Origin of the sequence: Brucella pseudogrignonensis (assembly GCF_032190615.1) — a bacterium.
In the GTDB taxonomy this organism is placed as follows: Bacteria; Pseudomonadota; Alphaproteobacteria; order Rhizobiales; family Rhizobiaceae; genus Brucella; species Brucella pseudogrignonensis_B.
The window spans coordinates 1,146,252-1,158,219 of the sequence record NZ_JAVLAT010000002.1; the positions used below are offsets into that span (position 1 = coordinate 1,146,252).

The following is an 11,968-nucleotide window of genomic DNA, read 5'->3' on the forward strand; positions in this document are numbered from 1 at the left end:
CATCCATGTTGGACTAACCCAACTGACCTCCCCGGCTGGCTCTGCCAGTCGGGTTCTTTTTTACATGAGCAGATAACCTCTCGGCTGCGGTAGATCTGGCAAATCTATTTTGCCCAGCGCTTCACGCAGATTGATCTCAACGGTATCCGCAATCGCGCCGATCGGCAGATCATTGGGCAGCGTGCCAAAGGGTTCTTCAAGCTCATCGCCAAGCGCATCAAGGCCAAAGAAAGTATAGGCGACCAGCGTGGTCGCAAAAGGCGCTCCCCAGCCGAGCATATCTGCAAATCCAAACGGAATGAAAAAGCAAAACAAATAAGCTGTACGATGCAAAAGAAGCGTGTAGCCAAATGGTACCGGTGTAAAGCGCAACCGCTCAGAAGCTGCTTGCACCTCGGAAAGGCTGTTAACCGACGCATTCAGCGTCTGAAAATCAATCGCACCAATGTGCCCTTGACCGCGCAGCTCCGCAAGCAACACGCCAATCTTGCGTAAAATGTAATCCGGTCCATTGCGGCTGACTGCAAAGGCCTTTTGTTCATCAACACTCAGCCACTTGTGCGATTGTGCCTGACCATCCTCTGGCCGAAGATGCGGCACCATCGACTGCACGAACGCCATTCACACAATCAAGAAGCTTCGCGCGCACGCCTTGCTTACCCGGCATTTGGTCCAATACCATTGTCTCGCGCGCAAAGCTACGTGCCACATGGACAAGTTTAACCCAGACTTTGCGCGCCTCCCCCCAGCGGTCATAACAGGCATTGTTGCGAAAGCCCAGGAAGATGGAAGCGCGATGCCAAGCAACGCGAAAGCTGTGCTATTGTTGAATGCTGGAACCCAGCCGGGAAATGTGCGATGCGCCCAGACTACGACGAGCGACAGCAAGAAGACCGCAATGATTTGTGGCAATATCCGCGTTACAATGGAGCCTTTGAGGATAAAGAATAATTTCCACAACGGCGGACGCGAACGGACAATCGTTTCAATGCATATCCCAGAATGTTATCGGCTTTGCTTTATAGTCTTTGCCCCTCTTCGTCGACCACTACACGTAAACCCTTGATCAAATCTTGATGCTTTCTTAACAATCGCGGTCAATAAGCTCGGCATATTATATCGTTGGAAAACGCAATAAGGAGTTCTTATGTCTATTCAATCGCTTGTCGACACGGTCGCACACCGGGTCAATATCGATCAGCCGCTTGCAGAAAAATTGACCGGTTCAGTTTTTTCCGTGCTGCAACACAGCACGCCGGAAATCGGTGAAAAAGTTTTCAAGCTTTTGCCCGATGCGAAACCTTTGGCCGAAAACCATGACGTGCTCGCGACTGGGAATAGCGGTGTTCTGAGCGTCTTCTCCGGGCTGATGGACACGATTGCCGGGGAAAAGATGAGTGCATTGCTCAAAGCCGCTGCCAGCCTGCGTACAAGTGGTCTCTCGAGCGAGCAGATCACCAATGCAGGAAATCAGGTGTTTCTCTATATTCGTGACCGTGATCCAGCTCTGGTGGACCAGCTGATTATCTCGGCGCCATCTATTAAAGAGCATTTCGGACTTTAAACCGACAGCGCGCCATCAAAAAACAGACGGCGCGCACTGCAGACTATTTGAGCGTCTTTTCCAGGATCGAAAATTGTTCGTCACGTGTAACAGGCCCCATACCGCTGCCTTTCGCTGGTATGTTGCGGTTTAGGCGTACGAATACGACCCTCTCATCGCCTTTTTCTGCCCATCCAACATACCAGCCGAACTGCCGACGCCGGTCGGGCTTGCCTTTTGGACCAATTTCAAAGGCCGAGCCGGTTTTGCCATGAGCTGTCCAGCCGTTTGAAAGCTTATGGATCGGCAGAATAGCCATGGTTTTATTTATTGAAGCTTCCGAGAACGGTAGCTTGTTATTGAGCATTTTCATGAGAAAGTCCGCCTGCTCATTGGGCGATATCGTCAGGGACGAGGAAATCCATGAGCGTAACATGCCATTATTTTTGCCCGGATCGCCACTCAGATCACGATTGCCGTAGTTGAGCTGGTCTGTGTATTCCTGAAACTTTTCTTTCCCGAGTTTCCGCGTAAGCTCCTGTGAGAACCAGACGACGGATTGATCTTCCCAGTAGGTCGGATCGACAGATTGTTTCCAGGATTCACGCCATGCAGGATAACCCTCCTTGTAAGGCCAGGACGGATTGTGGCTATCTTTTAATATGCCGCTTTCAAACCCCATCAGCGCCAACGGAACTTTAAAAGTTGAAGCCGGACTGTTGCGCTTGTCACAAATCGCGCCTTCTTTGGCGATGACCTCTCCGCTCTTTGCGTTAAGAATAATCATGCAAGTGAGTTTTTGATCAGCAGCCATTGCTTGGTCTTGCATAGCAAGAGTTGCAAACGAAAGACCGCCTGCAATTCCAAGCGCAACTCGAAACGATCTTTGCATTAATGAAATCTCCTGAAAAATCAATTTGGTAATTATTTACCGAAACATGGCGCCAAGATTACAGGAAAATGGCAATTCACACATTTATGCAATAAGCATACAATGAATGTTGCGGAAGGGCGTCGAACATCCGACGAATGTCGCCACTGAGCAAATTTTTTCTCGATATTTAATGCGGTTATTGCTCAAAGGTTATTTGTCATTGCCGCATGTCCCCGCTATCATGCACATACAAGAAATCATTTTTTTGGTGTTGGATGTCTGCTGATACGACGGAAAAGAAGGTAACGCGTGCGCCGCGTCGCCGTACCCCGCCTCATGTCAAATCGCTTCGTGGCGTGAAGAACTGGAAGCAAGCCACCGAATGGCTGGCATGGCGCGACATCGAAGACATTGAATGCATCACACCAGATCAGGCGGGCGTTGCCCGTGGCAAGATGATGCCATCGAAAAAATTTACGTCGAACACGTCGCTGGCGCTACCTTCGGCTGTGTTTATGACCACAATTTCGGGCGATTACCCGGAAGATGGCCATGGCTTCCAGTATCCGGAAGATGATGGCGATCTGCGGCTCCTCCCTGATCTGTCAACCCTTTCCGCTGTACCGTGGGAAACTGATGCGACGGCGCAGGTTATCTGCGATCTGGTCTATCAGGATGGACGTGCGGTTGAATTCACTCCGCGAAACGTGCTGCGCTCGGTCGTGGCTGCTTATAGCAAACGCGGCCTCAAGCCCGTCGTAGCCCCGGAAATCGAATTCTATCTGGTACGTAAAAACCCGGACCCGGATTATCCGCTCACCCCACCCGTTGGCCGTTCTGGCCGCGCAATTGGCGGCGGACAGGGCTATTCGATTGCAGGCGTCAATGAATTCGACGAATTGATCGACGACATTTACCACTTCTCGGAAGGCCAAGGCCTTGAGATCGATACACTGATCCACGAAGAAGGTGCAGCCCAGCTTGAAATCAACCTGCGCCACGGTGATCCGGTTGAACTGGCCGATCAGGTCTTCCTGTTCAAACGCACCATTCGCGAAGCAGCTCTCAAGCACGATATGTATGCTACCTTCATGGCTAAGCCTATTCAGGGCCAGCCGGGATCGGCCATGCATATACACCAGTCGATTGTCGATAAGAAAACTGGTCGCAACATCTTCTCCAATGAAGACGGTTCGGAAAGCGAAGCCTTCCGCCACTTCATCGGCGGCATGCAGCGCCACGTCCCCAATGCGCTTGTGATGTTTGCGCCTTATGTGAACTCCTATCGTCGTCTGACGCCATCGGCTTCGGCTCCGGTCAATGTGAAATGGGGTTATGACAACCGCACGACCGCATTCCGCGTGCCGCGTTCCGAACCGGGCGGTCGCCGCGTTGAAAACCGTATTCCATCGTCGGATGCAAACCCTTATCTGGCATTGGCAGCGTCGCTTGCTTGCGGTCTGATTGGTCTGGTCAACAAAATCGAGGCGGATCAGCCCGCATCAACCAGCGTCAACACCAAGGAAATTGACCTGCCTCGCGGCCTGATTGATGCGGTGGAGCTGTTTGAAAACGATCAAGAATTGCGCAACCTGTTTGGCAGTTCATTCGTCACGACTTACGCGGCAATCAAGCGTGCCGAGTTTGAAACCTTCATGGAAGTTATCAGCCCGTGGGAGCGCGAGTTCCTGCTGCTCAACGTCTGACCGGTTCCACATGCCACATCATCGGCCCTATCAAAGCCCCATCTCGCCCGGCATCTCCTGGTACGAAGCGAGCGTAGCGGAACGCCCGCAATATCCGGAATTGGATGGTGCACGACAGGCGGATGTCGTGATCATCGGCGGCGGATATACAGGGCTTTCTGCAGCGTATCATCTCGCCAAGCAAGGCGCAGATGTCGTTTTGATTGAAGCCGCGCGTTTTGGCGATGGTGCATCGGGGCGCAATGGTGGGCAGTTCGGCACAGGTCAGCGCACATGGGCTGAAGACCTTGAAAAGCAATATGGCTTTGAACGGGCAAAGGCACTGTTCGACGTTGCGGAAGAAGCCAAGGCGCATCTGCTTGGCTTTGCCCACGAACACAATATCGACATGGAATATATGCCCGGTCAGATTTCTGCGGCGCATAAGCCACGATATTTGAAGCACTACCGCGACCATGCGGAGCAGATGGCAACGCGCTTCAACTATCCGCATATTCGCTATGTTGAACGTGATGAAATGGCTGCACTTCTCGGCTCAAGTCGATACTACGGCGGGATCTATGATGCCGGCACGGGTCATATTCATCCGCTTAAATTGCTGATCGGTTTGGCAAGAGTTGCTGCCGAGGCTGGAGCGCATATTTTCGAGAACACTAAAGCCACCCAAATAACCACAGCAAGCGGTCGTGTGCAGGTCGAAACACCACGCGGAACGATCTCAGCAAAGCACGCATTTCTCGCGGTCAATGCGCATGGCGGTGATCTGGAACCCATAAGTGCGTCCCATGTCATGCCGATCCGCTCATTCATTGGCGCAACTGCCCCTTTGGGAGACAATAGCCCGATCATTCCGGGTGGTGAGTCAGTCGATGACTCGCGCTTTGTGGTCCGCTATTTCCGCAAATCCAAAGATGGTCGTTTGTTGTTTGGCGGTCGTGAAGCCTATACGGCAGACAATCCGCGTGACATCAGCGAGCATATCCGCCGACAGATCGCCGAAATCTACCCCGCACTCGACAAAGTCGAAATCACGCAAGCATGGGGTGGCTCGGTTGGTATCACCATGCCGCGTCAGCCTTTCGTGCGCGAAGTGATGCCGGGCGTCATCTCGGCAGGCGGCTACTCCGGCCATGGCGTAATGCTCGCCAATTATATGGGCAGGCTTTATGCGGAAGCCATCTCTGGCAAGCGCGACAAGCTTAAGCTTTTTGAAGAGCTTCGTATTCCCGCCTTCCCCGGCGGACGCACACTGCGCGCACCGCTCCTGTTTGTCGCACTGTCATGGTACGCGCTCATGGATCGGATTTAGAAGGCGTCCTATCTGGCACTGAATACCAACCTCTGATAGGTTTCTTCCACGACATCGCGCATTGGAAGCATACCGCTCATGCACAACAGGGCATGCAGGTTTTCGCGGGTGCCTTCATAGCCTTTAATTGGCGCAAAAGGCTTCATGTCGGCACCCGGTTCACCAACATACAACCGCTGATATTCGGCAAAATTCGTGAAGCTGAGATAGCTTTCTCCACGCATGAGATAGGTTTCAACCGCGACCCCTTCCGCAAATATCACGTCATGGCGATCAAGCACGATGTTGTAATAATCGATAGCGTCATTCTCTGACATACGCGCGATCGAACCCCCGTTGACCAAATCTTTTACACGGATAAGAACTCCATCGATAAAAAGCCCGTGGTTTGGTGAAAGGTAAAGATCACGCCGAGGAACCCCACCTCCCAGAGCATGTTGCTTGATGCGAATTGGCAAAATGCTTTCATTCCACTCCGCGCCAGAGCTCAACAGGCATTGCCACCCAATCCATTTGACCGGGACCGCTTCACCACTAATGGTTTTGACCAAGTCCCCTATTACGATTTTTTCAATTGGAGCAGGTCCATTCGCTGTATCGATGATGGTGCCTTTGACAAGGCAATTAGTGCCGGAACTTCCACCCGTCTCCCACCACTTCGTGCCCATGGCACGCGCTGGCAGTGATGACAAGGACGATGCCAAAGCGCCGAGTGCTGCAGCTTTTGCAGCCAATCCTGCTGCAGCACCTAAAAAATGTCGCCGTGCGCGGTTACGAGGTAAGTGTGAGTTATTATCCGGTGACATATATCCCTCCGCTCTTCGAGTGCCAGACATCGGGCAAAATCAGCTTACATTTTTTGCAAATTCCGATGCGTTAGATCAAAACTTAAAAGCTTCCATCCGTATTGTTTGGACAGTCTGCTTCTATTTATTTTGCCCCAAATTACGAAGCTGATGATACGCGATAGCCAATCGAAAATATTCTCGCAATCCGGGCTAAAGCCTCCGCGAATAGACTTAGGCTCTACTGCTAAAGTGCAATTTTGACGTGGACTTTTAGCGGTTTCGACAGTTGCTGATACAAATTGAAATTAATCGAAAAATCCATAAGCATTCAGAAAGTGTCAAAATCCGACGTCGAGCGGCATTGACAATGCGTCCCGGCAGGAATAGCAAAGCACCATGATTAAAGCGTCCATCCATACTCAGTCTTATTACGCCCCGCTCATATAGCGGTGGTTTTGCTTTGTCATAGTTCAACCGCTGCATTGCCAGCGGTTTAGTTTGAAGACGGTGCCTCTGGCGATCCAGCCATTCAGAGGTCAATCTATGTCTTTCGACGAAAATCATCAGCATAAAACAATCGGCATTATCGGCTTTGGTGCATTCGGGCAGCTTATCGCCCGTTACCTCAGCCCATATTACCGGCTATATGCTTATGACCCTGTCGCCAGACTGGATAATGTTGCAGGCGCTCTCTCCGTAACACTTGGGACAATCGAAGACACAGCCGGTTGCGACATCGTTATTCTGGCAACACCCGTATCAACCCTTGAAGGCGTTGTTAGAGCTATCGCGCCGCATCTGCGGCCCGGTACGCTGGTTATGGATGTCGGATCGGTGAAGGTTGGCCCCGCCAATATCATGCTCAAAGGGCTGCCGGATCATGTCGATATTGTTGCCACGCATCCTTTGTTTGGCCCACAGAGCGCACGCAATGGGATTGCTGGTCTGAAGATTGCCATTTGTCCGGTTCGCGGCACGCAAGCACTTCGCATCGGTGCGTTTTTGCGAAAGTATCTGGAGCTTGATGTGATCATGACAACGCCGGAGGATCATGACCGCGACGCGGCTATGGTTCAGGGATTGACCCATCTGATTGCAAAAGTGCTGGTGCAGATGGAGCCATTGCCAACGCGCATGACGACAAAGAGCTTCGATCTCATCATGCAGGCGGTTGGCATGGTGCGCCATGATGCGCCGGAGGTTTTCCATGCCATCGAACGCGCAAATGACTTTGCACCGATGGTGCGCCAGCGTTTTTTTGAGCTGGCAACCACGCTTGAACAAACACTCAATGAAGCGCACTTATAAGGTTTTACCAGCCAAAGCCTTATGATGCCAATCGTTCAGATGCGCGATTTCAGATTGCATATTCGTGATAAATCTCACGGCAATGTCATCTGCGTCGCCATCTGTCGATGATGCGTTTTCATCCACGTGCACAGTTTTACCAACGGCTTTCAATTCGCAGACAAGTTGATCAAGCGCCTCGCCATGCGCCGCATATTCCGTTTTTACATCGGTAATAGAATAAGAAGTGATGGCATCACACAAGCGCTCCATCGACGTAATAACCGGATACCAGACAATGGCCTGCAAACCGGCCGGCGGCGGATCACCAAGCGTCTTTTGTAAGGTTGCTCGCATGTCTGCAAGCTTGCCATAAGCTAGCCTGCGTGCTGCAATGAGATTGACGGTTTCGTCTTTCACACCTGTCTTTTTTGAGCTGTTCAGTACCTGCCCGAGGTAGTGGACGATTGCCATTCGCGCGGTGGTAAAACAGCGTTCAAAGGTGTCATATTTTCGCTTTGGCCAAATCAAATATCCAAAAACGATTACAATCAAGCCGCCTGTCAGCGTATCAACGAAACGCCAGATAGCATAATTGGCTTCCTTTGTTTCGGGGCTGATATAGTCTATCAATACAAGAACAAGCGGCGTCAAAACCATCGCGAAAAAAGCATAAGACTTCTGGATTGCCCACGGTATCAAACATGCAATACCCGTCAGGATAACAACGAATGTCACGCCAAGCGGCACGAAAATCAAGATCGCAGCACCGATCAGCACGCCTGCACTCGTCCCGACACAACGCAACACCGTTCGACCGAAAACAGAGCCAAGATCAGGCCGCATGACGATCACAATAGTCATCGGTATCCAGTACCAATGCGTTACACGGTCAACAAAATGAAATGAAAGCCCAATCCCCAAACAGATTGCAAGCGCCAAGGCCGACACGATCGTGTCTTTGCCGACACTCATAATATCAACTGTCATCCGTAAGCGTTCGAAAATCGTCGCGCTTTGCGGCGTCTGCACATTCATGTTGTTAAGGACAAAAGCACGTTTATTCGTGATACTTTCAGCAAGCTGACCAACGGCACTCCCCACTCGTCCAGCATCATTGACAATTTTCTGTCGATCAATACTGCCTTTGACTGACAACATCTCGTGCATGAGAGCAAGATTACTGGCTGCTTTACTCAGGACTTCACTCTTATCTGTGCCCAAAATGAGAGTAAAAAGCGCATCAGCTTTCTGGACGATTGCAGCCGTTTGCTCACTCTGCGGACTAGTTCCCCATGCATTGAAACGCGTGTGCATCATCATCTGATAGAGTGCATCAAGCAATGTCGTAACCTGTTCGCGATCAGCCTCGACCATTGTGCCATTTGCGCGCGATTGCGCCAGATTTTGCAATGCCGCAAGCAATTTTGTCAGCAATTTACGACGTGGAGAACTTCCGCTGCAAAGCGCCTCAATGCCAAGCAAAAGCGCATAAAAAGCTGATCCAAGAATGAAGAAACCAGCAAGTGGAATGAACGACTTGATATCCGGATTGCACAAAGCAATTGTACCGAACATCAAAATCATCATGCAACCTGACGCCAATACGCTGCTATGAAAACTGATGATGGTCGAGAAAAATGCGAGCACCATCATAATGCCAATAATGGCAATCCACGGCAGAAAGCCCAGATATCCAAGCAGCAACCCAATGGCACCGCAAAGTGCCGACATAGCAATTTTAAGAAATGTAAACTGATAAGCCTCATCGCGTTCACCGGGTGCCTGTGTCAAAGATCCCATAGAAACAAAGAGCGATTCAGCGACATGCCCCGTCGCGATGCCTATTGCCAGCGGTAAACCAACGCCAATTCCAGCACGTATTGAACGCCCCCACACCCATTTTGCAGGTTTGAACGCCAGAAGCTGCTTCAACCAATCTCTGTTGGCGTGATTGGCGACGGTGTTTTGCATCTAAACTCGCTTGGTCTTGCTTGAACTTTCAACCTAATAAGTCACATTGCAACTTAGACATATGAAATGTTTATTGCGACCCTAAAAGGCATGGTCACACAAGTAATTTAACCCAAGAATGCGAGGATAAGTAAATGAATCGCGATACGCTTTTCCTTCTAACACCCGGCTTTGAAGATCCGGCATATCCTAACCAGAAATTTTACTGCGAGCATTGTGCGTTGATGGAAGGCGTGCTGGCTTCCTTTCCGCAACTCGGCAAAAACCTCGACATCAAGCGCATCGACTGGACAAGACCACGACCTGATGTGATCGCGCTTGTCGGGGAAGAAAACCAATCCTTGCCTTTGTTGGTCTTGGCGAAGGGCCAGCGTTCGCTCCACCAGACGGGTGGGTATGCAGGCAGAACATTCATTTCCAACAAAGATGCGATCATCGCAGCTCTTTCTGAGCGACATGATTTCCCTAATCCACATCCATAAGTAAACGCGAACACACGCGTGCGCTGCGACGCGATTGAAGCATCCGGCACACGCATTTGTGACTGGTAGCTTCAAACTCCCTCTTTCCTTTTCTGGTTTTCGCTCCATCTTAGCTCTCCTGCCGACTCGACACTTTTCGCAGGACAAAGAGCGCTGCTCTTCATGAAGCTTCTTAAAAGCTTTGATCATAGTCTTCGTCCGAATATCGAGCGGTCATAAACAAGATTTCAGATTGAGTAACACCTACCAATGTGCACTCACACCCAAACACAACAAGGAGCAACCTCATGGTCGTAAAAGCCTATGGTGCTTATGCCGGTGACAAGCCACTTGAAGCGATCGACATTACCCGCCGCGCGCCGGGTGCAGACGATGTGCAGATCGCAATCGCTTATTGCGGCGTCTGCCATTCTGACCTGCATCAGGTCCGTTCGGAATGGGCAGGAACAGTCTATCCTTGCGTTCCTGGCCACGAAATCGTCGGCCACGTGACCGCCGTAGGCGCGAATGTCAGTAAGTTCAAGGTTGGCGATACCGTCGGCGTCGGATGCATGGTCGATAGCTGCCAGCATTGCTATGCATGCGATGACGGGCTGGAACAATACTGCGAACACGGCTTCACCGGCACCTACAATTCGCCCACATCCGACGCACCGGGCCATACACTCGGTGGCTATTCGCAGCAGATCGTTGTGAAAGACAAATTCGTTCTGAAGATCAGCCACCCGAAGAAACAGCTTGCAGCGGTTGCACCGCTGCTATGCGCAGGCATCACCACATGGTCACCACTGCGTCACTGGCGCGTTGGTCCGGGCATGAAGGTCGGCATCGTCGGCATTGGTGGCCTTGGCCATATGGGTATCAAGCTTGCCCATGCGCTTGGTGCTCATACGGTGGCTTTCACAACATCCGAGAGCAAGCGTGAAGATGCCAAAGCACTCGGTGCGGACGAAGTGATCGTATCGCGCAACGAAGAAGAGATGAAAGCGCATGAAAACAGCTTCGACTTCATCCTCAACACCGTTGCAGCCAGCCATAATCTCGATGCCTTCACACAGCTTCTGAAGCGTGATGGCACCCTTACACTGGTTGGCGTGCCTGAACATGCGCATCCGTCGCCAAACGTGGCTGCGCTTATCTTCAAGCGCCGTTCGATTGCCGGTTCGCTGATCGGCGGCATTGCCGAAACGCAGGAAATGCTCGATTTCTGCGCTGAAAAAGGCATCGTTTCCGACATCGAAATGATTGCTATTCAGGACATCGAAAATGCCTATGAACGTATGCTGAAGAGCGATGTGAAGTACCGCTTCGTCATCGACAGTGCGACGCTCGCAGCATAATGAACTGAAAACGGCCCGGTTATTCCGGGCCGTTTGATTCATACGGGTATTTCAGAAACCTGCTTCACAGTCTGGCTCGGAACGTCGGTTTTCAAGCTTTGAACGCCTTTGATGCGGCTCAAATGCTCGGACTGGAACCGGCGATAATCTTCAATGTCTGCCGCCACGACGCGGATCATCGCATCGAAATCGCCAAGCATAAAATAGCATTCAACCACCTGTGGCAGTTTAAGAATTGCCTTGGCGAAGGTTTGCAGCGTTTCCTCATCCTGCTGATCGAGACGAATGCGCACAAAGAAGGTCAGCCCTTTGCCGATCTTGGCTGGATTAAGCACCGCAACATACCGATCAATCACCCCCGCCTCTTCTAAAAGTCGCACGCGACGCAAACAGGGCGAAGGCGACAGCCCCACCTCGCGCGCTAAATCATTGTTCGCAATACGGCCATTGCGCTGAAGCACGCGAAGAATCCGTCTATCGATATCATCCAGCTTCATTGGCTCTCAGTTCCATTTCTGCAAATATTATTGGCATTTTGTGCCAAATATTGATGCAAAAGAGCGATCTTTGCAACCCGATTGCGTGAAAGATTGGCTACATTGCCCATCGATCAGGCAGATCACGCAATGCATGAGGGGCAGCCTAGAGGCCCGCCAACGGAATTT

At 51.2% G+C, this 11,968-nt stretch carries 10 protein-coding genes and 1 pseudogene; 6 read left to right on the plus strand and 5 right to left on the minus strand.

Going from position 1 to position 11,968, the window contains the following annotated elements; all coding sequences use genetic code 11:
• Nucleotides 1–60: 60 nt before the first annotated feature.
• Nucleotides 61–981, minus strand: a pseudogene (locus tag RI570_RS21700) (bestrophin family protein).
• 166 nt (nucleotides 982–1,147) lie between these two features.
• Here RI570_RS21700 and RI570_RS16615 point away from each other — a divergent pair.
• Nucleotides 1,148–1,564, plus strand: a complete 417-nt coding sequence (locus RI570_RS16615; RefSeq protein WP_313829726.1) for a DUF2267 domain-containing protein — start codon at nucleotides 1,148–1,150, stop codon at nucleotides 1,562–1,564.
• Nucleotides 1,565–1,607: 43 nt separating this feature from the next.
• Here RI570_RS16615 and blaOXA read toward each other — a convergent pair whose 3' ends face one another.
• Nucleotides 1,608–2,435, minus strand: a complete 828-nt coding sequence (gene blaOXA, locus RI570_RS16620) for an OXA-919 family class D beta-lactamase (protein WP_313829727.1) — start codon at nucleotides 2,433–2,435, stop codon at nucleotides 1,608–1,610.
• Nucleotides 2,436–2,692: 257 nt separating this feature from the next.
• Between blaOXA and RI570_RS16625 the strand changes: the two genes are divergently transcribed.
• Together RI570_RS16625 and RI570_RS16630 are read left to right on the plus strand one after the other, a co-directional pair.
• Nucleotides 2,693–4,123, plus strand: coding sequence for a glutamine synthetase family protein (locus RI570_RS16625; RefSeq protein ID WP_313829729.1), 1,431 nt, complete (start codon nucleotides 2,693–2,695; stop codon nucleotides 4,121–4,123).
• 10 nt (nucleotides 4,124–4,133) lie between these two features.
• Nucleotides 4,134–5,432, plus strand: a complete 1,299-nt coding sequence (locus RI570_RS16630) for an FAD-binding oxidoreductase (RefSeq protein ID WP_313829731.1) — start codon at nucleotides 4,134–4,136, stop codon at nucleotides 5,430–5,432.
• Between the two features lie 8 nt (nucleotides 5,433–5,440).
• Here the strand turns inward: RI570_RS16630 and RI570_RS16635 are convergent, their stop codons facing one another.
• Nucleotides 5,441–6,238 carry a Hint domain-containing protein gene (locus tag RI570_RS16635; RefSeq protein WP_313829733.1) on the minus strand — a complete coding sequence of 266 codons (798 nt, stop codon included), beginning with the start codon at nucleotides 6,236–6,238 and terminating at the stop codon, nucleotides 5,441–5,443.
• A gap of 525 nt (nucleotides 6,239–6,763) precedes the next feature.
• On the opposite strand from RI570_RS16635, the gene RI570_RS16640 reads away from it, so the two are divergent.
• On the plus strand, nucleotides 6,764–7,528 hold the full coding sequence (locus RI570_RS16640; RefSeq protein WP_313829734.1) for a prephenate dehydrogenase: 765 nt from the start codon (nucleotides 6,764–6,766) through the stop codon (nucleotides 7,526–7,528).
• Here RI570_RS16640 and RI570_RS16645 read toward each other — a convergent pair.
• Nucleotides 7,523–9,481: an FUSC family protein gene (locus RI570_RS16645; RefSeq protein WP_313829736.1), complete on the minus strand. Its 1,959-nt coding sequence runs from the start codon at nucleotides 9,479–9,481 to the stop codon at nucleotides 7,523–7,525. The two genes, RI570_RS16640 and RI570_RS16645, sit on opposite strands and share 6 nt — an antisense overlap.
• Nucleotides 9,482–9,615: 134 nt before the next feature.
• Between RI570_RS16645 and RI570_RS16650 the strand changes: the two genes are divergently transcribed.
• Together RI570_RS16650 and RI570_RS16655 are read left to right on the plus strand one after the other, a co-directional pair.
• On the plus strand, nucleotides 9,616–9,963 hold the full coding sequence (locus tag RI570_RS16650) for a DUF3088 domain-containing protein (protein ID WP_313829737.1): 348 nt from the start codon (nucleotides 9,616–9,618) through the stop codon (nucleotides 9,961–9,963).
• Between the two features lie 287 nt (nucleotides 9,964–10,250).
• Nucleotides 10,251–11,303, plus strand: coding sequence for an NAD(P)-dependent alcohol dehydrogenase (locus RI570_RS16655; RefSeq protein WP_313829738.1), 1,053 nt, complete (start codon nucleotides 10,251–10,253; stop codon nucleotides 11,301–11,303).
• A gap of 38 nt (nucleotides 11,304–11,341) precedes the next feature.
• On the opposite strand, the gene RI570_RS16660 is transcribed toward RI570_RS16655, so the two are convergent.
• Entirely contained in the window at nucleotides 11,342–11,800 is a 459-nt protein-coding gene (locus RI570_RS16660; RefSeq protein WP_094508151.1) for an Lrp/AsnC family transcriptional regulator, read from the minus strand.
• Nucleotides 11,801–11,968: the final 168 nt, after the last annotated feature.

Coding starts and splice junctions, on each gene's coding strand:
- RI570_RS16615 (WP_313829726.1), top strand. CDS start 1,148: ATGTCTATTCAATCGCTTGTCGACACGGTCGCACACCGGGTCAATATC.
- blaOXA (WP_313829727.1), bottom strand. CDS start 2,435: ATGCAAAGATCGTTTCGAGTTGCGCTTGGAATTGCAGGCGGTCTTTCG.
- RI570_RS16625 (WP_313829729.1), top strand. CDS start 2,693: ATGTCTGCTGATACGACGGAAAAGAAGGTAACGCGTGCGCCGCGTCGC.
- RI570_RS16630 (WP_313829731.1), top strand. CDS start 4,134: ATGCCACATCATCGGCCCTATCAAAGCCCCATCTCGCCCGGCATCTCC.
- RI570_RS16635 (WP_313829733.1), bottom strand. CDS start 6,238: ATGTCACCGGATAATAACTCACACTTACCTCGTAACCGCGCACGGCGA.
- RI570_RS16640 (WP_313829734.1), top strand. CDS start 6,764: ATGTCTTTCGACGAAAATCATCAGCATAAAACAATCGGCATTATCGGC.
- RI570_RS16645 (WP_313829736.1), bottom strand. CDS start 9,481: ATGCAAAACACCGTCGCCAATCACGCCAACAGAGATTGGTTGAAGCAG.
- RI570_RS16650 (WP_313829737.1), top strand. CDS start 9,616: ATGAATCGCGATACGCTTTTCCTTCTAACACCCGGCTTTGAAGATCCG.
- RI570_RS16655 (WP_313829738.1), top strand. CDS start 10,251: ATGGTCGTAAAAGCCTATGGTGCTTATGCCGGTGACAAGCCACTTGAA.
- RI570_RS16660 (WP_094508151.1), bottom strand. CDS start 11,800: ATGAAGCTGGATGATATCGATAGACGGATTCTTCGCGTGCTTCAGCGC.